This is a genomic window from Falsibacillus pallidus (genome assembly GCF_050990905.1).
GTDB lineage: Bacteria > Bacillota > Bacilli > Bacillales > DSM-25281 > Falsibacillus > Falsibacillus pallidus_A.
Genome location: NZ_CP158866.1, coordinates 2,551,198 through 2,573,267, shown reverse-complemented (window position 1 = coordinate 2,573,267; position 22,070 = coordinate 2,551,198). Strand labels below are relative to the sequence as shown.

Sequence of the window (22,070 nt, the reverse complement as noted above, 5' to 3'; positions counted from 1 at the left end):
AGCGATTTTAATGATTAAAAAAGTATTGATTGCGAATAGAGGAGAAATTGCGGTCCGCGTTATCAGGGCCTGCCGTGAAATGGGTATTGAATCAGTCGCTGTATATTCAGAGGCTGATAAAGAAGCCCTTCATGTTCAAATTGCTGATGAAGCTTATTGCATTGGACCAAAAGCATCCAAAGACAGTTATTTAAACTTTACAAATATCATTAGTGTAGCTAAATTGACTGGCTGTGACGCCATTCACCCCGGCTACGGATTCCTTTCAGAGAACTCAGATTTTGCTGAGCTCTGCAGAGACTGCAATATCATTTTCATTGGTCCGAGCCCGGAAGCCATTTCGAAAATGGGTACGAAAGATGTTGCCAGGGAAACGATGCGGGAAGCCGGCGTCCCGATCGTCCCAGGTTCAAGAGGCATCGTCAAGGATATCGATGATGCTTTAGCCCTTGCCAATGATATGGGCTACCCTGTAATCATCAAGGCAACTGCTGGAGGCGGAGGGAAAGGCATCCGCGTTGCAAAGACAGAGCAGGAGCTTATTAAAGGGATCAATATCACTCAGCAGGAAGCCATGACTGCTTTTGGCAATCCTGGGGTATATATTGAAAAGTACATCGAGGATTTCCGTCATGTAGAAATTCAAGTGCTTGCTGACAATCACGGAAATGTTATCCACTTAGGGGAAAGGGACTGTTCCATTCAGAGAAGGCTTCAAAAGCTTCTGGAAGAGACGCCGTCCCCTGCATTGGATGGAGAAACAAGGGCAGCAATGGGTGAGGCAGCTGTAAAAGCAGCGCAGGCAGTTGATTATTCAGGTGCTGGTACTGTTGAATTCATCTTTGACCATGTAAACCGTAAATTCTATTTCATGGAAATGAATACGCGGATCCAAGTAGAGCATCCAGTAACGGAAATGGTTACAGGCGTTGATTTGATCAAAGAACAAATCAAAGTCGCTTCAGGAGAAAAGCTCTCCTTGAAACAGGAGGAAGTAACGTTCAACGGATGGGCAATCGAATGCAGGATCAATGCAGAAAATCCGGAAAAGAATTTTATGCCTTCAGCGGGTAAAATTGAAATGTATCTTCCTCCTGGCGGACTTGGTGTGCGCGTGGATTCAGCAGCATATCCAGGCTATTCGATTCCACCATACTACGATTCCATGATTGCGAAAGTCATTTCTTACGGTGCAACAAGGGAAGAAGCCATCCAAAGAATGAAGCGTGCCTTGAGTGAGTTTGTTGTCGAAGGCGTCCATACAACGATTCCTTTCCACATTAAACTGCTTGAACATGAAACATTCGTTGGCGGGGATTTCAACACGAAATTCCTTGAAAAATATGATGTTATGAATTCATAAAAATATGGAGGTGTCATTTAATGGCTGAAAACCAAAACTATAATATGCTTGAAATGGATCAGGGCAACGACGGCCTTGGCAAGGTGGAAATTGCACCGGAAGTCATTGAAGTCATTGCAGGGATTGCTGCTTCCGAAGTGGAAGGTGTTGCCCAGATGAGAGGGAACTTCGCCACTGGCGTAGTTGAAAGACTCGGCAAGAAGAACCACGGAAAAGGCGTCAAGGTTGAATTGACAGAAGAAGGCATTAAAGTCGATGTATACTGCCTGATGAATTTTGGTGTTTCCATTCCTTCAGTGGCCCAGAAAATCCAGGATAATATCCGTCAAGCCTTATTGAATATGACTGCACTTGATGCAGATGAAGTAAATGTCCATGTAGTGGGCATCCAATTCGAAAACCAGAAGATTGAAGCGGAATACGAAATCGAAGAATAATGATTGATATGGGGGCTCCTAAAAGGGGCTCCTCTTTTCATTAAAATTGACCCATTCCACCATTAATCTTTAAATTGGAGATGTAAGAATTATTCCTCTATTACAATACTCGTGCTTTCATTCCTTCATTTATGCTATTATCTTCTTATGACGAATTGAAAGATTGAAATTGATTTTAAAAGGAGCAATATATAAATGAAAAGACGTACTGCCCGTGAAAAAGCGCTTCAAGCCCTTTTCCAAATGGACATGAATGATATCTCAGCCTCAGATGCAATTGAGCACGTGCTGGAAGGAAAGTCAAACGATGAATACCTTCAGCAGCTTGTAAGCGGCACGATGGAACATAAAAATGAAATTGATGAAAAAATCCAGTCTAACCTGCAAAAATGGAAACTTGACCGACTGGCAAAAGTAGACCGTAATATCATGAGGATTTGTGTCTATGAAATGTGTTTCGTCGAGGAAATGCCGCCAAACGTTGCAATTAATGAAGCGATAGAAATTGCCAAAGTGTTCGGAGATGACCAATCAAGCAAATTCATCAATGGGGTCCTTTCAAAAGTTAAAGATTCCTTGAATAAGTAATTCTATTTCCCTGATGGACAGCAGCAGATTTGAATATATAGACTATTTGCTGGTTGAATCAAAAGCTGCCTTTATCGTTTCCGGCAGCTTTTCTTTGAATTTCTAGTAAAGAGGTGGGAGAAATGACAGATAATCGCTACCTTACTGTAAAGGCACTTACGAAATACATAAAGAAAAAATTTGAAATGGATCCATATCTGAAAGATGTATATGTAAAAGGGGAAATTTCGAATTTCAAAAGGCATTCGAGCGGACATATGTATTTTACATTGAAAGATGATAAATCCCGCATAATGTCCGTCATGTTTTCATCTTCAGCGGCCTCTTTAAAATTCCAGCCGGAAAACGGAATGAATGTATTGGTTCGTGGGGATATTTCAATTTTTGAATCAAGCGGACAGTACCAAATTTATGTTAAATCCATGGAGCCCGACGGTATTGGTGCTCTTTATTTAGCATACGAACAGTTAAAAGAGAAATTAGAAAAAGAAGGGTTGTTTTTACAATCCCGAAAAAGAGAAATCCCATCTTATCCCCGTACAATCGGAGTCATCACTTCTCCAACCGGCGCGGCTGTTAGGGACATTATCACGACTGTCAGAAGAAGATACCCGATTGGAAAAACTCTCATCATCCCTGCATTGGTGCAAGGGGAAAAGGCTGCTGCCTCAATTGTGGATGCCATTTCAAAAGCAAATGAAATAGGCGGCATCGACGTACTGATCGTTGGCAGGGGTGGAGGATCAATAGAAGAGTTGTGGTCCTTTAATGAAGAAGTGGTTGCGCGTGCAATCTATCATTCCTCCATCCCCGTAATATCTGCAGTAGGGCATGAAACGGATTTTACCATTGCAGATTTTGTGGCAGATTTAAGGGCGCCGACTCCAACAGGGGCTGCAGAGTTGGCCGTGCCTCATATCGAAGAGGTCCTTGATAGAGTGATGAATCAGCAGATGAGGCTCATCAGAAGCATGAGAACGAGAGTAGAATCCTATAGAAAAGCACTCCAAAGACTTCAGCAAAGCTATGTTTTTAGAAATCCTATCAAATTATATGAGCAAAAGATGGTTCAATTGGATAGGCTTACAGAGAGGCTCCAAAGAGAAAAGTCTATTTACTTCCAAGCTTTTGAAGAGAAAGTCAATCATTTAACGATGAGATTGGAACGGAATCATCCACAAAGGAAATGGGAGCAATCAGTAGAAAGACATAAAGGGCTGGATAAATGGCTGCAAAGGAATATGGGCGGGATTTTGGAGAAAAAAAACCAAAAATTCGCTAAAAGCCTTACTGCCCTTGAAGCTCTGAATCCCTTGAAAATAATGGATAGGGGCTATAGTGTCGCTTATACGGAAAATAGACAAGTAGTGAAGTCGATCGAACAGCTTAAAGCGGGACAGAACATAAAGGTTCATTTAAAAGATGGACAGCTGCAATGCACTGTGGATGAAATAAAGGAGGAATCTTACAATGAAAGATGATAAATTGACCTTTGAACAGGCGATGGAACAGCTTGAAGCCATCGTACAGAAGCTTGAGGATGGGGAAGTTGAACTCGAAGAAGCAATTACAATCTATCAAAAAGGGATGGAACTCTCTAAACTTTGCCACGATAAATTAAAGAATGTGGAGAATCAATTGACCAAAGTCCTGACTGAAGATGGCGAAAAAGATTTTTCGCTCCAAGAGGAGGATTGAATCTTGTCAGCTGTCTTGAAAGAATTTATGAAAAAGTGCATCAATATGATTGAAGCGGAATTAGAAAGAACTGTCCAAAAATTAAGTACACCGGAGCGATTGAAAGAGGCGATGCTTTATTCCCTTCAAGCGGGAGGAAAAAGGCTGCGCCCTGTCTTATTGATGGCTACTTTAAAAGCCTTCAATAAAGAAGAAAAAATGGGCCTATCTGCTGCATGTGCCCTTGAAATGATCCATACATATTCCCTGATACATGATGATCTTCCGAGTATGGATGACGATGATCTCAGGAGAGGGAAACCTACCAATCACAAGGTTTTTGGAGAAGCATTTGCCATTCTTGCAGGGGACGGTCTGCTGACTTACAGTTTTCAGATGATTGCAGAAGATGAAAGCATATCACCGCAAACACGTATGAAATTGATTGCCTTGCTTGCAAAATGTGCAGGGCCAGAAGGGATGGTCGGCGGCCAGGCAGCAGATATCGAAGGTGAAAATCAATCCCTCAGCCTTGAGCAATTGGAATATATCCATCTTCACAAAACGGGGAAACTGCTTGTATTCAGTGTACTGGCAGGGGCAATAATCGCTGGAGCCAATGAAGAAGAGCTGAAACAATACGAAAGATATGCTGTGAATCTTGGCCTTGCTTTTCAGATACAAGATGACATCTTAGATATTGAGGGAGATGAATCAAAGATCGGCAAGCCTGTAGGCAGTGATGCCGATAATCATAAAAGCACTTATCCGTCCCTTCTCTCGTTGGATGGGGCAAAATCAAAGCTTGCTGAACATGTATCCATGGCAAAGGGTGCCTTGGAAAACGCAGGTCACGAGGCGGAATTCTTATTTGGCATCACCGATCTTGTTGCACAAAGGGATCATTGATATACAACAGTTTGAGTGTATGATTATAGATATGGTATAATACGGTCATTGATATAATGGCGCATTTTTAATTTTTTAACTCAATAACAATGAAAATGGTGCCGTTATCACATTGTGTGTTAGCGGCATAAATATTAATTGATGAAAGTGAGTGATCCGTGATGGATCTATTATCGATAAAAGACCCCAGTTTTCTCAAAAAAATGAACAAAGAGGAATTAGAGCAGCTCAGCGGAGAAATAAGACAGTTCCTGATTGAAAAGCTCTCAAAGACTGGCGGTCATATCGGACCTAATCTTGGTGTGGTGGAACTGACTCTTGCACTGCACAAATGCTTTGACAGCCCACAGGATAAATTGATCTGGGATGTAGGACATCAGTCTTATGTTCATAAGATTTTAACTGGTCGTGCCGGGGAATTCGATACACTACGCCAATACAAGGGTTTATGCGGATTTCCTAAGAGAAACGAAAGCGAGCATGATGTATGGGAAACCGGACACAGCTCAACATCCCTGTCAGCAGCAATGGGGATGGCGATTGCAAGGGACTTGAAAAAAGAGAAATCATTCATCCTTCCGATCATAGGAGATGGTGCGCTTACAGGCGGGATGGCCTTGGAGGCGCTTAACCACATCGGGGATGAAAACAAGGACATGATCGTCGTTCTTAACGACAATGAAATGTCCATTGCCCCGAATGTAGGAGCCCTTCACAAAGTCCTGGGCAAACTGCGGACTGCAGGGAAATACCGATGGGCAAAAGATGAACTTGAATATTTATTGAAGAAAATACCTGCTGTAGGCGGAAAGCTTGCCGCTACTGCTGAGAGAATTAAAGACAGCATGAAGTACTTCCTTGTATCCGGCATGTTTTTTGAGGATCTTGGATTCACATACCTTGGTCCGGTTGATGGTCATGATTTCGAGGATTTATTCGAAAATATTCAATATGCGAAAAAGACGAAGGGGCCAGTCCTCCTCCATGTGATTACGAAAAAAGGGAAAGGGTTCCATCCAGCAGAGTCTGATATTATCGGAACCTGGCATGGAACAGGTCCATATAAAATCGAAACTGGTGATCTGATCAAACCGGTAAGTGCACCTCCTGCATGGAGCAAGCTTGTAAGTGAAACAGTCAGGAAGCTTGCAAGGGAGGATGAACGGATTGTTGCCGTCACCCCGGCGATGCCTGTTGGTTCCAAGCTTGAAGGATTTGCAAGTGAATTCCCGGATCGAATGTTTGATGTGGGAATCGCCGAGCAGCATGCGGCTACCGTGTCAGCTGGATTGGCCATTCAAGGGATGAAGCCATTTTTAGCGATCTATTCTACTTTCCTGCAGAGGGCATACGATCAGGTCGTGCACGACATTTGCCGTCAGAATCTAAATGTATTCATTGGAATTGACAGGGCAGGACTTGTGGGGGCAGATGGTGAAACCCATCAAGGCGTCTTTGATATCGCATTTTTAAGACACTTGCCAAATATGGTCTTGATGATGCCGAAAGATGAAAATGAAGGACAGCATATGGTCAAGACAGCTATAGATTATGATGCAGGTCCAATTGCGATGCGATTCCCTAGAGGGAATGGCTACGGGGTCCCAATGGACGAAGAGCTCAAGTCTCTTCCGATCGGCTCTTGGGAAGTATTAAGGGACGGTGAAGATGCAGCCATCCTTACCTTTGGAACAACAATTCCGATGGCAATAGAAGCAGCAGATGAACTTGCGCAAATGGGCATTTCAGTCAAAGTCGTAAATGCGAGATTCATTAAGCCGATGGATGAAAAAATGCTTGCCGATATCATGTCGCAGGATATGCCGATCCTGACTATTGAAGAAGCAGTGCTCCAAGGCGGTTTCGGAAGTGCTGTATTAGAATTTGCCCATGACCATGGCTTCGGGCGTGCTGTAATTGATCGAATGGGGATTCCCGATTATTTTGTCGAACATGGCAGTGTGGATAAACTACTCGAAGAAATCGGACTTACGAAAGAACAGGCAGTATCCAAAATACAGGCATTAACACCAAAAAAACAAAAAAGGGCTTGAACATGAAAGCAAAAAAACAGCGTGTAGATATACTTTTAGTTGAAAGAGGTTTAGCTGAAACGAGGGAAAAGGCAAAAAGGGCCGTAATGGCCGGGATTGTCTATTCCAACGAAATGAGGCTGGACAAGCCTGGAGAAAAAGTGAGCGAAGATATCCCCCTTACTGTCAAGGGGAATATCCTCCCTTATGTCAGCCGGGGCGGTTTGAAGCTTGAAAAAGCATTGAAAGAGTTCAGTGTGGATGTAAAAGGGAAGATAATGATTGACATCGGTTCATCGACAGGCGGATTTACAGACTGCGCACTTCAAAATGGTGCTAAGCTGTCCTATGCATTGGATGTCGGCTATAATCAGCTTGCATGGAAATTAAGGCAGGATGAAAGAGTCGTCGTTATGGAAAGGACAAACTTCCGGTATGTAACCCCTGAAGATTTGGAGAAAGGCCTTCCTGAGTTCTCCTCCATTGATGTCTCCTTTATTTCCTTAAAATTGATTCTGCCTGTCCTGAAGACCTTGCTTGTGCAGGACAGCGACGTAGTGGCGTTAATCAAACCACAGTTTGAAGCAGGAAGGGAACAAGTGGGCAAAAAGGGGATAGTCAGGGATCCAAAAGTGCATGAGGAAGTTTTGAAAAAGGTCCTTTCTTTTGCTTCAGAAGAAGGATATATCCTAAAAAACCTTTCCTTCTCACCGATAACCGGCGGAGATGGCAACATAGAATTTTTAGCCCATATCAATTGGGGCGGAGATGATTCAGATGCCATCGAGGATATGGATCAAAAAATAAAAGAAGTGGTCTTGGAAGCTCACCAGCAGCTGAAGTCCAAAGAAAAATAGCTTGTACTTATGTACAGGCTTTTCTTTTACACATTATTGGGAAAGAATCATGTACAAGGAAGAAGAAATAAGCTAACATGTTCGTATATAGGAGAATATTTATACAGAATGGTTAGGGGTTGCAATCATATATGATGAATAAAGGACAGCGGCATATTAAAATAAGAGAGATCATCGCACAGAATGATATTGAAACTCAAGATGAATTAGTCGATGAATTAAAGAATGCAGGGTTCAATGTAACGCAGGCAACCGTTTCGAGGGATATTAAAGAACTTCACTTGGTCAAAGTCCCTTTAATGGATGGCCGCTATAAATACAGCCTTCCTGCAGACCAACGATTCAATCCGCTTCAAAAGCTTAAACGATCATTGACCGATGCTTTTATCAGATGTGATACTGCAGGTCATTTGCTTGTTATGAAGACGCTGCCTGGGAATGCCAACGCAATTGGAGCGCTGCTTGATAATTTGGACTGGGACGAGATCCTCGGAACGATTTGTGGTGATGACACATGTTTAATTATCTGCAGGACGGAAAAAGAAACAGAAATAATCTCCAAAAGGCTTATTGACATGCTTTGAATGAGGTGAATGCTACTTGCTGCAAGAATTATCAATAAAAAACTTCGCAATTATAGATGAATTGACGGTTTCACTTGAAAAGGGACTCACGGTTCTCACCGGTGAAACAGGTGCAGGAAAATCCATCATTATCGATGCTCTATACTTGCTTGCCGGAGGAAGGGGATCCTCGGAATTTGTTCGGCATGGCGAAAAAAAGGCTGAACTGGAAGGGTTGTTCATTTTAGAGAACCAAAATCATCCCTGCTATGTTAAAACAGCTGAATTAGGCATTGAAATAGAGGAAGGAATGGTTGTCCTTCAGCGTGATATTTCCAGTAACGGGAAAAGTGTGTGCCGGGTAAACGGCAAACTTGTGACGATAGGAATCCTTCGCGAAATCGGATCTTCGCTTGTGGATATTCATGGTCAGCATGAACATCAAGAGCTGATGGATGAATCTGTCCATATCAGGCTGCTCGATCAATTCGGAGAAAAGGAAATTGCAAGGGCGCTGAAAAATTACCAAGAGGTATTTTCCCGGTATGATCAGACAAAAAAGCGCATCAAGCAATTGAGTGAAAATGAACAGCAAATGGCACATAGGCTTGATCTTATCCAATTTCAGTTTAGTGAAATTCAAAAAGCCAATCTGATAATTGGCGAAGATGTGGAACTAAGCGAAGAAAAAAAGAAATTGGGTAATTTCGAAAGATTGGCTGAATCCATGCAATCAGCCTATTCTGGTCTCCAGGGAGAGCAAAAGGCGTTGGATTGGGTCAGTTTGGTCATGGGCCACCTTGAAACTGCAGCAGAATTGGATAGTGAGCTGGAGGGAGCTTTAGAAGCGGTATCGAATAGCTTCTATGCACTTGAGGACGCAACAAGGACCGTACGAAATCATCTGGACATACTTGAGTTCAATCCGGAACGGCTAAATGAAATTGAAGCAAGGTTAAATGAAATCAACGGTCTTAAGCGGAAGTATGGCTCATCTATCGAAGAAATTGCAGAATACAGTGCAAAAATCGAAGAGGAAATTGATGAGATAACCAATCGAGACAACCATTTGCATAACCTTCAGAAGGAGCTTGCTTCATTGGAAAAGGATTTGTCCATTGAAGCAGGTGAATTAAGCGCCCTTAGAAAAAAATGGGCGAAAAAGCTCACCGATAGCATCCATAAAGAATTAAAGCATCTTTATATGGAAAAAACCGTTTTTCAGGTTCAATTTGATGAAGCTGCCAGCGCATTTAAAAAAGATGGAATGGATTCGATTGAGTTCTTTATTTCAACAAATCCTGGAGAACCGCTGAAACCGATTGCGAAAGTTGCTTCAGGCGGAGAGTTATCGAGGATGATGCTTGCCCTTAAAACCATTTTCTCACAGCATCAAGGAGTTACTTCCATTATATTTGATGAAGTGGATACGGGTGTAAGCGGCAGGGTCGCTCAGGCAATTGCTGAAAAGATCCACCAGATTGCATCCCATTCACAGGTTTTATGCATTTCCCATCTGCCGCAAGTCGCTGCAATGGCGGATACTCATCTTCTTATCCAAAAAAACATTGCAAGTGGACGGACAACAACATCTGTCACTCCGCTTGATAATGAGACAAAAATAAAAGAAATCGGGCGAATGATTTCCGGTGTAGAAATCACTGATTTAACAAAAAAACACGCTCAGGAATTATTAGAATTGGCCCATACCATGAAACAAACTTGAAAAGCTATCCAAAAAGGGTAGCTTTTTTTCTTTGCCTGTTTGTTATATTTGACTCGCTTCAAGGCTAAATTAAGATTGTAGCCAATCATAAGTGTGTGGATTAGAAGCGAGGAGAGTGAAAAAATTGAAATGGGAACATCTTAGAAAATTAATTGGTGGAATTCTCCTTGTTTCACTTATTTCAGTATTATTCTACAAACCTTTCCAACAATATCTGGAAATTCCAGGAACAATCACATTATTTGAAGGTCAGTCACAATCTTTTTCAACTTCGAATGCTATTTCTGCAGCAGCGATGAGTGGATCGGCATCTGCTGCTGAAGAAAATCAACATAAAATTAAAATTGATGCAAAATCAGCAGGCAAAGATGACGTTTTATTGGAATTTGCCGGTTTTCCAATTAAAAAGGTCAACGTAAATGTATTAAAAGATTACAAAGTCATTCCAGGTGGACAATCCATTGGTGTAAAACTGAATACCCTAGGGGTCCTTGTGGTAGGTCACCATCTGGTCTCAACAGACAAAGGGAAGGTATCACCAGGGGAAAAGGCAGGCATACAGGTTGGTGACATCATTACAGAAATAAACGGTCAAAAAATTGAAAACATGTCAGATGTGGCACCTTTTGTTCAAAAGGCAGGCGAAAGCGGACAAGAGCTTAAAGTCATTGTACAGCGGGATCATAAAATCATAAAAACGAACTTGATGCCCATGAAGGATTCATCTGAGGATGAATATAAGCTTGGATTATATATAAGGGATTCAGCAGCAGGGATCGGTACCATGACTTTCTATGATCCCAAAACCAAAAAATATGGAGCTTTGGGACATGTCATTTCAGATATGGATACGAAAAAACCAATCGTAGTGGAAGACGGACAAATCCTGAAATCCACTGTGACATCGATTGAAAAAGGGAGCAATGGGAATCCAGGTGAAAAATTGGCCCGTTTTTCTCCAGATCGTGAAATAATCGGTGACATCAACCGCAATAGTCCATTTGGAATTTTTGGCAAGCTGCATCACGGCTTGGATAATGGTTTGCTTGAAAAACCGATGCCCATTGCATTATCGAATCAAGTCAAAGAAGGACCAGCAAAAATATTGACAGTGGTTGATGGAGATCAAATCGAAGAATATGACATTGAAATCGTTAGTACAATACCGCAGAAATTCCCTGCAACAAAAGGTATGGTCATCAAGGTGACAGATCCTGAACTGCTTGAAAAGACAGGAGGAATCGTTCAGGGAATGAGCGGAAGCCCGATCATTCAGAATGGTAAATTGATTGGAGCTGTAACACATGTATTCGTAAATGATCCGACATCCGGATATGGCGTCCATATTGAGTGGATGCTGCATGAAGCAGGAATTGATATTTACGGCGAAAATGAAAATAAAGCAGGCTGAACAAAAAGCACCGATTTAAAAAAATCGGTGCTTTTTGTTAATGAATGAGTATCCATAAAAATATACAAAAATAAAAAATACCATAGAATACCCTTGCAAATCAATATGTTTTTGCTATCATATAGATAAATAAAATTCGACAAATCGGTAATGAACTTTATCGAATGTAGTCGAAAACAAGAGAAAACAAGAGAATTTTTAAGAAAATATATATTTTTTAACATTTTTTCGAAAAAGAAAAGGAATTTTAGTTGCATTGTCGAATTTGTCAATTACAATAATATTTAGATAAATAAAAAATGGATTTATTTAATTGAGGAGGAAACCTTTAGTGAAAAAGATTAAAGTATGTATTGTGGATGATAACCGTGAATTAGTTGGACTCTTGAATGACTATATTGAGTCCATGGACGATATGGAAGTTCTTGGAGTGGCACATAATGGCCAGGAATGCCTCCAAATGCTTGAAGAAGCTGAACCAGATGTCTTAGTCCTTGATATCATCATGCCTCATCTTGATGGATTAGCTGTTTTAGAAAAGCTTAGGGAAAACCCTCGCTCCACTATGCCGAACGTAATCATGCTTACGGCATTTGGCCAGGAGGATGTGACAAAGAAAGCAGTCGAGTTAGGCGCTTCTTATTTCATCCTAAAACCGTTCGATATGGAAAACCTTGCAAGCCACATTCGACAAGTAAGCGGGAAAACAAACTCATTCATCAAAAAACCTTCCTCCATTAAGTCCAGTGCAGAACAAAAGCCGAGAAATCTCGACGCAAGCATTACGAGCATCATCCACGAAATTGGTGTTCCAGCCCATATTAAAGGATACCTTTATTTGAGAGAAGCAATCTCAATGGTGTATAACGATATAGAGCTTCTTGGATCGATCACTAAAGTGTTATATCCAGATATCGCCAAAAAATATAACACTACTGCCAGCCGTGTAGAACGCGCGATCCGCCATGCCATCGAAGTTGCATGGAGCAGGGGGAACATTGAATCGATTTCATCCCTGTTTGGATATACAGTCTCTATGTCCAAAGCAAAGCCGACCAATTCGGAATTCATTGCGATGGTGGCGGATAAGCTAAGGCTGGAACATAAAGCCTCTTGAAAGAGTGAGAATCAATAAATGAAAAGGAGCTTACAGGGAAACTCTCTGTAAGCTTTTTTGATGGATTTCAGTTAATATTAAAACAAAAGTGCCATTATACTATTATGTGTAGGGAGAGGTGCTGAATGGCAGCCGCCATTGAAATATTGATAATCATGATGGGATGGTGAAAAAAATGACTTTCACACAAATTTTTGCGCATAGAGGTTCAGCCGGTACACACCCTGAAAATACGATGTCTTCTTTCAGAGAAGCTGAAAAAGCAGGTGCGGATGGGATTGAACTGGATGTCCAGCTTTCCAGGGATGGAGAGGTAGTTGTCATTCATGACGAAACACTTGAAAGAACGACAAATGGAAAAGGGTTTGTAAAGGATTATACTTTAGAGGAACTAAAGAAGCTGGATGCCAGCTATAAATTCAATTCATTTTTAAAAAAGCCGAGAATACCCTCGTTCAGAGAAGTATGCGAATGGCTGAAAACCAATGAACTTTTATGTAATGTTGAATTGAAGAATGGAGTCTTTCCTTATCCCCAGCTCGAGGAAAAGGTAATTGCGCTCGTGAGGGAGTATGGATTGGAGAACAGGATCATTATCTCTTCATTCAACCATTATTCCATTGTTTATTGTTTTCGGCTTGCCCCTGAAATTGAAATCGCCCCGCTTTATTCAGAAGGATTATTTATGCCTTGGATCTATGCACAGTCCATCAGAGGGAGAGCGATACATCCTAATCAACGGGCTGCACCGGACGAAATTGTTTTGGCATCAATGGAAAACGGGATTGCAGTCAGACCGTATACAGTCAATAAAAAAGAAGATATGATCAGGCTGTTTAAAATCGGCTGTTCAGCCATCATCACTGACTATCCCAAAAAAGCCCTGGAATTAAGAGAGCAATTCATTAAATAGAAAAAGACAGGTTGGTTTCAATCGCCAGCCTGTCTTTTTTTATGCTCGTTTTTTTTAAAGCGTTCCTGAACTTTCCCTCTTTTTCGATCGCGGTAAAAAATAAACCCTGCAATAAAGCTTAATCCCCCGATGAAAAAAATCAAGCCGCACAAAAATTGGATCCATAAATAAGGAAAAGGCGGCTGCAGGATGCCAAACGTCATATCACGCATAAGTTTTATTCCAAGCGCTGCAAAAATACCCGGAATGACCATTATCAGTAAAGCAAATAAACGAATCATATCCATGCTCCTTTAACTGCTGTCAAAAAAATCATATCTTATCATCCAAATTTGTCAAGGAGCTAAATTTTCACTACAATAAAGAAGTGTGAAAGAATTTGCACATTTTTTCGCGAACGGAGGAAAAATTTTGCAAAATGTTCTTGTGGTTGGTGGAGGAAAAGGCGGGCTCGCCATTTTAAAGCTTCTAAGAGAATCCACTGCCATGAAAGTCACTGCAGTTATTGATCCGAATCAATTAGCTCCGGGTATTGCATTTGCCATAAATGAGGGAATACCTGTGGAGAAGGATTGGATAAACCATTTGGATGAATCAGTTGATATCATAATTGAAGTGACTGGCAGCGAGGAAGTATTCAGGCAGCTTCGGGAGGCGAGGCATCCTGAAACAGTACTGATCCCAGGAAGCGTAGCTTTTTTAATGTCCACGCTCTTAGAGGAAAAAGAAGAACTGATTTCTAAATTGACTAATCAATCGTACTTTCATAATTTAATTTTTGATTCTGCAGATGACGGAATGGTCGTCATAGATCCCTCAGGCAAGGTGACTTTATTTAACCGCAGTGCCGAACGTATGGTAGGGGCTTCACGGAAGTTTGCTCTTGGGAAGCATATTCATGAAGTCATTCCAGGCAGCAAGCTTCCGCGAGTTATTGAAACCAGAAGGATTGAAACGAATCAAGAGCTGGTTCTGCTTAATGGGATGAAGATCATCACGACCAGGATCCCGCTTATTGGAGAAAACCATCAGTTGTTTGGCGCCATTTCTGTATTTAAGGATATCTCTGAAGTGGTAAACCTTGCTGAAGAGATAACCAATCTAAAAGAAATCCAGACAATGCTTGAGGCCATCATTCAATCCAGTGATGACGCGATATCTGTTGTGGACGAAGACGGCCGGGGGATATTGATCAATCCTGCCTACACTCGCATCACCGGACTTACACAGGAGCGGGTGATCGGACAGCCGGCCACCGCTGATATATCTGAGGGTGAAAGTATGCATCTGAAGGTCCTTCAGACAAGAAGGGCTGTCAGAGGAGTGAAGATGCGCGTCGGCCCGATGAAAAAAGAAGTAATTGTCAACGTGGCGCCTATCATCGTAAATGGGAAATTAAAAGGCAGCGTCGGTGTTATCCATGATGTTTCCGAAATTCAGTCATTAACCAATGAATTGGATCGAGCAAGGCAGATTATCAGGACGCTCGAAGCAAAATATACATTTGAAGATATAATTGGCAGCTCAGATGAAATGATGCTTGCTATAGAACAGGCTAAGCTTGGCGCGAAGACGCCGGCAACGATACTCCTCAGGGGGGAATCGGGGACTGGCAAAGAGCTTTTTGCACACGCCATCCATAATGCCAGCGACCGGAAGTATAACAAATTTATAAGAGTGAACTGTGCTGCCATATCCGAGTCCCTTCTTGAAAGTGAATTATTCGGCTATGAAGAAGGAGCATTTTCAGGAGCCAAGCGTGGAGGGAAGCGGGGACTCTTTGAAGAAGCTAATAACGGCAGTATTTTTCTTGATGAGATTGGTGAACTGAGCGTCAATACACAAGCCAAGCTATTAAGGGTCCTGCAGGAGCATGAAATAGTCCGGGTAGGCGGTACGAAGTCCATTCCGATCAATGTAAGGATCATTGCCGCTACAAATGTCAATTTGGAAAAAGCGATTTCAGACGGGACTTTCCGCGAGGATCTATATTACCGGCTCAACCGGATGCCGATCCAGATTCCGCCACTCCGGACACGAAAAGAAGATATCCAAAGTCTGAGTGAAAGGTTGATTTACAAAATCAATCAGGATTATGGGCGAAACGTGGAAGGTATGACGAGTGGTGCATTGAACAAACTAATGGCATATGAATGGCCTGGCAATGTGAGAGAGTTGGAAAACATTCTTGGGAGAGCCATAATTTTTATGAATTATACCGATAAGATGATCAGTTCTGAGCATCTGGATATATTAGACCAAGGCGCTTCCGGTCATGAGAAAAAATCCTCGGGGATAACTGTAGATCCGGAAGGGAAGAGCTTGGCCGAATTAGTTGAGCGATTTGAAAAGGAACATATAGAAAATGTACTGCGGCAAAATAATGGGAACAAGACAGCGACAGCCAAGCAGTTGGATGTTTCTATACGTAATCTTTATTACAAGCTGGATAAATATAAGATTGCAATTGATGACATGCAATAATTTGCATACCATGAAAAAAGTTGCACACAAAATTAATATTAAATAAAGCGTTTTCAATGTTTTTATTTTGGCACGGTTCTTGCATAATGGATAATGTAAGAATAAATGAAGGGGTTGAGGCAGACAATATGAATTTACACTCACTCATTGAAAAAGCAACCCAAATGAATAAGGCAGCAATAGCTGTTGCAGCTGCAGAGGACAAAGAAGTCATTGGAGCTGTTGCGGCTGCAGCGGAAAAAAACATGGCCAAATTTCTTCTGTTTGGAAATGAGGACAAAATCAAGGCAGTCGTTAAAGAGGCTGCACCACAGCTTGCTGAAGATGCCTATGTTTCCATCTTCCATGCTGAAACAGACTCAAAAGCATGTGAGCTTGCAGTAAGATCCGTACATAATGGAGAAGCTGATGTGCTGATGAAAGGGAACGTTCCGACAGCTGTCATCTTGAAAGCTGTTTTGAATAAGGAGTATGGTCTGAGGACCGGAAATGTCCTTTCCCATGTAGCGGCTTTTGAAGTTCCTGGCTATGAACGCTTGATTTTTGTAACGGATGCAGCAATGAATATTGCACCGGACTTGAATCAAAAAGCTCAAATCATTCAAAATTCAGTATCCATTGCCACTTCCATTGGAGTAGATATGCCGAAAGTTGCCCCACTTGCAGCTGTTGAAGTAATCAATCCGGCCATGGAAGCTACATTGGATGCGGCCGCTCTTACACAGATGAATGCCCGCGGGCAAATCAGGAATTGTATAGTAGACGGGCCATTGGCGTTAGATAATGCAGTTTCCATCGAGGCTGCAGAACATAAAGGCATACACAGCGATACAGCTGGACAAGCAGACATTCTACTCGTTCCTAATATTGAGACGGGAAATGTCCTATATAAATCACTTATTTATTTCGCCAAGGCAAAAGTTGGTGCAGTAATCGCAGGTGCTAAAGCCCCGATCGTATTAACTTCAAGATCTGACAGCGCTGAAAGCAAGTTGAATTCATTGGCGCTGGCAATCTGTTCATTAGGATAATATCTGAGGAGGAAATTATAATGAAAATTTTTGACTACATGACAACTTATGACTATGAGCAATTGGTATTTTGCCAAGATGAACAATCCGGATTAAAAGCTATCATCGCAATCCATGATACAACGCTTGGACCTGCATTGGGCGGTACTCGCATGTGGACTTATGAGTCTGAAGAAGCAGCAATCGAAGATGCATTGCGCCTTGCAAAAGGAATGACCTATAAAAATGCAGCAGCAGGTTTGAATCTTGGAGGAGGAAAAACAGTAATCATCGGCGACCCTCGCAAAGATAAAAATGAAGCGATGTTCCGTGCATTCGGACGCTTTATCCAAGGTTTGAACGGACGTTATATCACAGCTGAAGATGTAGGTACGACTGTGGCAGATATGGATTTAATCCATGAAGAAACAAACTTTGTTACAGGGATTTCCCCAGCATTCGGTTCTTCCGGTAATCCATCACCTGTAACGGCATTCGGTGTATACCGCGGAATGAAAGCGGCAGCAAAAGAAGCTTTCGGTACAGATTCTCTTGAAGGCAAGACGATTGCTGTTCAAGGTGTTGGAAACGTAGCATTCAACCTTTGCCGTCATCTTCATGAAGAAGGCGCAAACTTGATTGTTACTGATATCAATAAAGAAGCTGTTCAAAGAGCTGTGGAAGAATTCGGTGCAAAAGCAGTAGATCCTAATGAAATCTACAGTGTCGATTGTGATATCTTTGCTCCATGTGCACTTGGTGCAGTCATCAATGACGATACAATTCCTGTAATCAAAGCTAAAGTCATTGCTGGTGCAGCAAACAATCAGCTGAAAGAAACCCGCCACGGTGATACGATCCATGAAATGGGCATTGTCTACACTCCAGATTATGTCATCAATGCCGGCGGTGTTATCAATGTAGCCGATGAATTATACGGTTACAATGCTGAGAGAGCAATGAAGCGTGTAGAACAAATCTACAATAATGTAGAAAAAGTGTTCGAAATTGCTAAACGCGACAATATTCCTTCTTATGTTGCTGCAGACCGCATGGCTGAGGAAAGAATCCAAACAATGAAAAATTCCCGCAGCCAATTCCTATTGAACAACAAACATATTCTTAACCAACGCGTATAAAGATTTTACTTTATCGCTGCTGAACTTGAATAGATGGTGCAGAAACGCTTGGCTTCCATGAAGCGAGGCGTTTCTCCCATTTGGATGAATAGTGTGAATTTTCATGAACCGATCTTATTTTAATGAAGAAACCCACACTTTTAAATGGAGGTTACAAACGTGCAAGAGAAAGAATATCGAATTCTCGTCATCAACCCTGGATCGACTTCAACGAAAATCGGCGTTTTCGATAATGAAAAGGATATTTTGGAGAAAACCATCCGTCATGATGCAGATAAAATAAATTCTTTTGAGAATATCATCGATCAATATGAATTCCGAAAAGAAATGATTTTAGAGACGCTTGACGAAGAAGGAATCAATATCTCCAAACTGAGTGCCGTATGTGGCAGGGGAGGCCTGCTCCGCCCGATTGAAGGGGGAACATATGCTGTCAACGAAGCTATGCTCGAAGATCTTCGCATCGGCTTTTCCGGACAGCATGCATCTAACCTTGGTGGGATCATTGCCTTTGAAATTGCTTCCGGCCTTAATATTCCATCTTTTATCGTGGATCCGGTCGTAGTCGATGAATTGGAGCCGCTTGCAAGGATCTCAGGATTCTCCTTGATTGAAAGGAAGAGCATCTTCCATGCGCTCAATCAAAAAGCAGTTGCCAGAAGAGTAGCTAAGCAAATTGGAAAGCGCTATGAAGACCTTAATTTGATTGTCACCCATATGGGAGGCGGGATTACAGTAGGCGCCCATAAGAATGGAAAAGTCATAGATGTCAACAATGGATTGACAGGCGATGGCCCATTCAGCCCTGAGCGTGCTGGTACTGTTCCTGCAGGAGACTTGATCGACCTTTGCTTTTCAGGCGAATATTATCGTGATGAAATCATGAAAAAGCTTGTTGGACAAGGCGGACTGGTTGGATACTTAGGAACAAATGATGCCGTGCAGGTGGAGAAGATGATTGCTGAAGGCGATGAAAAGGCAAAATACATTTATGATGCCATGGCCTATCAGATTGCAAAAGAAATCGGATCGGCAAGTGCAGTCCTGGACGGAAAAGTAGATGCCATCATTTTGACTGGCGGATTAGCATATGGAAAAGACTTTGTGGCAGGGATCTCCCGCAAAATCAATTGGATTGCTGACGTTATCATCCATCCGGGTGAAAATGAGCTCCAGGCGCTTGCAGAAGGTGCATTGAGGGTGCTTCAAGGTGAGGAAGAAGTGAAAATGTACCCTGGTAGTGTTAAAGATAAGACAATTGTTTAAATAGGAGGCAATATAAATGGCTCAAGAATATGATTTGGTCATCCTTGGTGGAGGAACAGGCGGCTACGTAGCTGCAATCCGTGCATCTCAGCTTGGCCTTAAAACGGCTGTCGTTGAAAAGAGCAAACTTGGTGGCACATGCCTTCATAAGGGATGCATACCAAGTAAAGCCCTTTTGAGGAGTGCAGAAGTTTACCATACAGCTAAACGCGGGGAAGAATTCGGGGTTGTCATCCCGGAAGTTTCTGTAAATTTCCCTCGTGTCCAAGAACGCAAAAACAGTATTATCGATCAGCTTTATAAAGGCGTACAACATTTGATGAAACAAGGAAAGATCGATGTGTTTGAAGGAACTGGCCGCATTTTGGGACCTTCCATCTTCTCTCCTATGCCAGGCACCATTTCTGTTGAGATGAATGATGGAACAGAAAACGAAATGCTCATTCCAAAAAATGTGATTGTTGCAACGGGATCACGTCCTCGTTCCTTGCCGGGACTTGAAATTGATGGGGAATTTGTCCTTTCATCAGATGAGGCACTTCAATTGGAACAGTTGCCAAAATCCATCATCATTGTTGGAGGCGGTGTCATTGGAATCGAATGGGCATCCATGCTGACTGACTTTGGCGTAGAAGTGACTGTAGTTGAATATGCAGACAGGATCATACCGACAGAAGACCACGAAATTTCAAAAGAAATGCAGCGCCTCATGAAGAAAAAAGGTGTTAAGATCACCACTGGAGCGAAAGTCCTTCCTGAAACCCTTAAAAAAGGAGAAGGGGAAGTCTCCATCAGTGCAGAAATTAAAGGCGATCAGAAAACCTTTACTGCAGAAAAGGTCCTTGTATCTGTTGGGCGTCAAGCCAATACAGAAAACATTGGGATCGAAAATACGGATATTGTCATTGAAAAAGGCTTCATAAAAGTAAATGACTACTTCCAAACAAAAGAAAGCCACATCTACGCCATCGGCGATGTGATTGGAGGCCTTCAGCTGGCGCATGTTGCTTCACATGAAGGTATTACGGCAGTAGAGCATATTGCCAATGAAAATCCTCATCCAATGGATTACACAATGGTATCGAAATGCATCTACAGCAACCCTGAAGTAGGAAGCGTAGGATATACCGAACAGGAAGCTAAAGAAAAAGGATTCAATGTCAAGACAGGAAAGTTTTCTTTCCGGGCAATTGGTAAAGCGCTTGTCTTTGGAGAATCTGATGGATTCGTCAAAATTGTTGCGGATAAAGATACAAATGATATCTTAGGAGTTCACATGATTGGACCGCACGTAACGGATATGATCTCTGAAGCAGGTCTTGCACGCGTCCTTGATGCAACCCCTTGGGAAGTAGCAAATACAATCCATCCGCATCCGACATTAAGCGAAGCAATCGGGGAAGCTGCATTGGCGGTAGATGGAAAAGCGATTCATTCTTAATAAAGAATGGTTCGTATGAATTTGATAATTAAATAGGAAAGGATCAGGGCCAAGAAACCTTTAAAATGGCCACGGCTCCTGATATTTTCCTTTATTTGAAATATATTTTAGGAGGTTCTTTTAAATGGCAGAAAATCGTCATAAAGCTCTAGGTTTGACAGATGAAAATGTTTTAGAAATGTATGAAACAATGCTGATGGCCCGCCGCATCGATGAACGCATGTGGCTGTTAAACCGTTCTGGAAAAATTCCTTTCGTCATCTCTTGTCAAGGCCAGGAGGCTGCACAGATTGGGGCGGCATTTGCACTTGATCGTGAGAAAGACTATGTACTTCCTTATTACCGCGACATGGGTGTCGTGCTCAGATTCGGCATGACAGCAAAAGAATTGATGCTTTCCGGCTTTGCAAAAGCTGAAGATCCAAACTCCGGCGGACGCCAAATGCCAGGTCACTTCGGACAGAAGAAAAACCGCATTGTAACAGGTTCATCCCCAGTTACAACACAAGTTCCGCATGCTGTCGGAATTGCATTGGCTGGGAAGATGGAAAAGAAAGACCTCGTAACCTTCGTTACATTCGGTGAAGGCTCTTCCAACCAAGGAGATTTCCATGAAGGTGCCAACTTTGCTGGTGTACATAAACTTCCGGTTATCTTTATGTGTGAAAACAATAAATATGCCATCTCTGTTCCAATCGAGAAGCAATTGGCTTGTGAAAAAGTATCTGACCGTGCCATCGGCTATGGTATGCCTGGTGTGACTGTAGATGGAAACGATCCGCTTGAAGTATACAAAGCTGTCAAAGAAGCAGCAGACCGCGGCCGCAGAGGCGAAGGTCCGACACTAGTCGAAACGGTTTCTTACCGCTTGACTCCTCACTCATCTGATGATGATGATCGTTCATACCGCTCACCTGATGAAGTGGCAAAAGCAAAAACGCTCGATCCAATCATTACATTCGGTGCTTACTTGAAAGAGACAGGCGTCATGACTGACGAAATTGAAAAAGAGATTAACGACCGAGTGATGAAAGAAGTCAACGAAGCAACAGATTATGCTGAAAATGCTCCTTATGCAGATCCGGAAACAGCATTAAAATACGTTTATGCAGAAGAGAAATAAGGGGGAAGAAAAC

At 42.2% G+C, this 22,070-nt stretch carries 20 protein-coding genes; 19 read left to right on the top strand and 1 reads right to left on the bottom strand.

Annotation, left to right across the window (positions count from 1 at the left end):
- Nucleotides 1-10 precede the first annotated feature (10 nt).
- From accC to ABTV07_RS13525, 13 genes are all read left to right on the top strand, one after another.
- Complete coding sequence (accC, locus tag ABTV07_RS13585) at nucleotides 11-1,363, top strand: acetyl-CoA carboxylase biotin carboxylase subunit (RefSeq protein ID WP_433743071.1); 1,353 nt, start codon at nucleotides 11-13, stop codon at nucleotides 1,361-1,363.
- A 20-nt stretch (nucleotides 1,364-1,383) separates the two neighbouring features.
- Nucleotides 1,384-1,800 (top strand): Asp23/Gls24 family envelope stress response protein, encoded by a 417-nt coding sequence (locus ABTV07_RS13580; protein ID WP_433743069.1) that lies wholly within the window; start codon nucleotides 1,384-1,386, stop codon nucleotides 1,798-1,800.
- Between the two features lie 195 nt (nucleotides 1,801-1,995).
- On the top strand, nucleotides 1,996-2,388 hold the full coding sequence (gene nusB, locus ABTV07_RS13575) for a transcription antitermination factor NusB (protein ID WP_433743068.1): 393 nt from the start codon (nucleotides 1,996-1,998) through the stop codon (nucleotides 2,386-2,388).
- Between the two features lie 122 nt (nucleotides 2,389-2,510).
- Nucleotides 2,511-3,869, top strand: a complete 1,359-nt coding sequence (xseA, locus tag ABTV07_RS13570) for an exodeoxyribonuclease VII large subunit (RefSeq protein ID WP_433743066.1) — start codon at nucleotides 2,511-2,513, stop codon at nucleotides 3,867-3,869.
- Complete coding sequence (gene xseB / locus ABTV07_RS13565; RefSeq protein ID WP_433743064.1) at nucleotides 3,859-4,086, top strand: exodeoxyribonuclease VII small subunit; 228 nt, start codon at nucleotides 3,859-3,861, stop codon at nucleotides 4,084-4,086. The genes xseA and xseB overlap by 11 nt, the downstream gene beginning before the upstream one ends.
- 15 nt (nucleotides 4,087-4,101) lie before the next feature.
- Entirely contained in the window at nucleotides 4,102-4,974 is an 873-nt protein-coding gene (locus ABTV07_RS13560) for a polyprenyl synthetase family protein (protein WP_433751239.1), read from the top strand.
- 161 nt (nucleotides 4,975-5,135) lie between these two features.
- The gene (gene dxs / locus ABTV07_RS13555; protein WP_433743063.1) at nucleotides 5,136-7,028 is read left to right on the top strand and encodes a 1-deoxy-D-xylulose-5-phosphate synthase; all 1,893 of its coding nucleotides are present in this window, start codon (nucleotides 5,136-5,138) and stop codon (nucleotides 7,026-7,028) included.
- Between the two features lie 2 nt (nucleotides 7,029-7,030).
- Nucleotides 7,031-7,864 (top strand): TlyA family RNA methyltransferase, encoded by an 834-nt coding sequence (locus ABTV07_RS13550; RefSeq protein ID WP_433743062.1) that lies wholly within the window; start codon nucleotides 7,031-7,033, stop codon nucleotides 7,862-7,864.
- Nucleotides 7,865-7,998: 134 nt separating this feature from the next.
- Nucleotides 7,999-8,448: a transcriptional regulator AhrC/ArgR gene (gene ahrC, locus ABTV07_RS13545; protein WP_433751236.1), complete on the top strand. Its 450-nt coding sequence runs from the start codon at nucleotides 7,999-8,001 to the stop codon at nucleotides 8,446-8,448.
- 16 nt (nucleotides 8,449-8,464) lie between these two features.
- Entirely contained in the window at nucleotides 8,465-10,153 is a 1,689-nt protein-coding gene (gene recN, locus ABTV07_RS13540; RefSeq protein WP_433743061.1) for a DNA repair protein RecN, read from the top strand.
- Nucleotides 10,154-10,277: 124 nt separating this feature from the next.
- Nucleotides 10,278-11,564, top strand: coding sequence for a SpoIVB peptidase (gene spoIVB / locus ABTV07_RS13535; protein ID WP_433743059.1), 1,287 nt, complete (start codon nucleotides 10,278-10,280; stop codon nucleotides 11,562-11,564).
- A 331-nt stretch (nucleotides 11,565-11,895) separates the two neighbouring features.
- A complete protein-coding gene (spo0A, locus tag ABTV07_RS13530; protein ID WP_433743057.1) occupies nucleotides 11,896-12,681 on the top strand; it encodes a sporulation transcription factor Spo0A in 786 nt (261 codons plus the stop codon).
- A 175-nt stretch (nucleotides 12,682-12,856) separates the two neighbouring features.
- The gene (locus ABTV07_RS13525; RefSeq protein ID WP_433743055.1) at nucleotides 12,857-13,594 is read left to right on the top strand and encodes a glycerophosphodiester phosphodiesterase; all 738 of its coding nucleotides are present in this window, start codon (nucleotides 12,857-12,859) and stop codon (nucleotides 13,592-13,594) included.
- A 17-nt stretch (nucleotides 13,595-13,611) separates the two neighbouring features.
- Here ABTV07_RS13525 and ABTV07_RS13520 read toward each other — a convergent pair whose 3' ends face one another.
- Complete coding sequence (locus ABTV07_RS13520) at nucleotides 13,612-13,875, bottom strand: DUF2627 domain-containing protein (RefSeq protein ID WP_433743053.1); 264 nt, start codon at nucleotides 13,873-13,875, stop codon at nucleotides 13,612-13,614.
- A gap of 130 nt (nucleotides 13,876-14,005) precedes the next feature.
- Between ABTV07_RS13520 and ABTV07_RS13515 the strand changes: the two genes are divergently transcribed.
- From ABTV07_RS13515 to ABTV07_RS13490, 6 genes are all read left to right on the top strand, one after another.
- On the top strand, nucleotides 14,006-16,078 hold the full coding sequence (locus ABTV07_RS13515; RefSeq protein WP_433743051.1) for a sigma 54-interacting transcriptional regulator: 2,073 nt from the start codon (nucleotides 14,006-14,008) through the stop codon (nucleotides 16,076-16,078).
- A 128-nt stretch (nucleotides 16,079-16,206) separates the two neighbouring features.
- Complete coding sequence (gene yqiS / locus ABTV07_RS13510) at nucleotides 16,207-17,109, top strand: phosphate butyryltransferase (RefSeq protein ID WP_433743050.1); 903 nt, start codon at nucleotides 16,207-16,209, stop codon at nucleotides 17,107-17,109.
- A 20-nt stretch (nucleotides 17,110-17,129) separates the two neighbouring features.
- Nucleotides 17,130-18,227 carry a branched-chain amino acid dehydrogenase gene (gene bcd / locus ABTV07_RS13505; RefSeq protein ID WP_433743049.1) on the top strand — a complete coding sequence of 366 codons (1,098 nt, stop codon included), beginning with the start codon at nucleotides 17,130-17,132 and terminating at the stop codon, nucleotides 18,225-18,227.
- 144 nt (nucleotides 18,228-18,371) lie between these two features.
- The gene (gene buk, locus ABTV07_RS13500; protein ID WP_433743048.1) at nucleotides 18,372-19,493 is read left to right on the top strand and encodes a butyrate kinase; all 1,122 of its coding nucleotides are present in this window, start codon (nucleotides 18,372-18,374) and stop codon (nucleotides 19,491-19,493) included.
- Between the two features lie 16 nt (nucleotides 19,494-19,509).
- Nucleotides 19,510-20,934, top strand: a complete 1,425-nt coding sequence (gene lpdA / locus ABTV07_RS13495) for a dihydrolipoyl dehydrogenase (protein ID WP_433743046.1) — start codon at nucleotides 19,510-19,512, stop codon at nucleotides 20,932-20,934.
- 124 nt (nucleotides 20,935-21,058) lie between these two features.
- Complete coding sequence (locus ABTV07_RS13490; RefSeq protein ID WP_433743044.1) at nucleotides 21,059-22,057, top strand: thiamine pyrophosphate-dependent dehydrogenase E1 component subunit alpha; 999 nt, start codon at nucleotides 21,059-21,061, stop codon at nucleotides 22,055-22,057.
- Nucleotides 22,058-22,070 lie beyond the last annotated feature (13 nt).

What these genes read in the sequence shown, in the direction of transcription:
- accC (WP_433743071.1), top strand. Translation starts at nt 11, where the DNA reads ATGATTAAAAAAGTATTGATTGCGAATAGAGGAGAAATTGCGGTCCGC.
- ABTV07_RS13580 (WP_433743069.1), top strand. Translation starts at nt 1,384, where the DNA reads ATGGCTGAAAACCAAAACTATAATATGCTTGAAATGGATCAGGGCAAC.
- nusB (WP_433743068.1), top strand. Translation starts at nt 1,996, where the DNA reads ATGAAAAGACGTACTGCCCGTGAAAAAGCGCTTCAAGCCCTTTTCCAA.
- xseA (WP_433743066.1), top strand. Translation starts at nt 2,511, where the DNA reads ATGACAGATAATCGCTACCTTACTGTAAAGGCACTTACGAAATACATA.
- xseB (WP_433743064.1), top strand. Translation starts at nt 3,859, where the DNA reads ATGAAAGATGATAAATTGACCTTTGAACAGGCGATGGAACAGCTTGAA.
- dxs (WP_433743063.1), top strand. Translation starts at nt 5,136, where the DNA reads ATGGATCTATTATCGATAAAAGACCCCAGTTTTCTCAAAAAAATGAAC.
- ABTV07_RS13550 (WP_433743062.1), top strand. Translation starts at nt 7,031, where the DNA reads ATGAAAGCAAAAAAACAGCGTGTAGATATACTTTTAGTTGAAAGAGGT.
- ahrC (WP_433751236.1), top strand. Translation starts at nt 7,999, where the DNA reads ATGAATAAAGGACAGCGGCATATTAAAATAAGAGAGATCATCGCACAG.
- ABTV07_RS13525 (WP_433743055.1), top strand. Translation starts at nt 12,857, where the DNA reads ATGACTTTCACACAAATTTTTGCGCATAGAGGTTCAGCCGGTACACAC.
- ABTV07_RS13520 (WP_433743053.1), bottom strand. Translation starts at nt 13,875, where the DNA reads ATGATTCGTTTATTTGCTTTACTGATAATGGTCATTCCGGGTATTTTT.
- yqiS (WP_433743050.1), top strand. Translation starts at nt 16,207, where the DNA reads ATGAATTTACACTCACTCATTGAAAAAGCAACCCAAATGAATAAGGCA.
- bcd (WP_433743049.1), top strand. Translation starts at nt 17,130, where the DNA reads ATGAAAATTTTTGACTACATGACAACTTATGACTATGAGCAATTGGTA.
- buk (WP_433743048.1), top strand. Translation starts at nt 18,372, where the DNA reads ATGGAGGTTACAAACGTGCAAGAGAAAGAATATCGAATTCTCGTCATC.
- lpdA (WP_433743046.1), top strand. Translation starts at nt 19,510, where the DNA reads ATGGCTCAAGAATATGATTTGGTCATCCTTGGTGGAGGAACAGGCGGC.
- ABTV07_RS13490 (WP_433743044.1), top strand. Translation starts at nt 21,059, where the DNA reads ATGGCAGAAAATCGTCATAAAGCTCTAGGTTTGACAGATGAAAATGTT.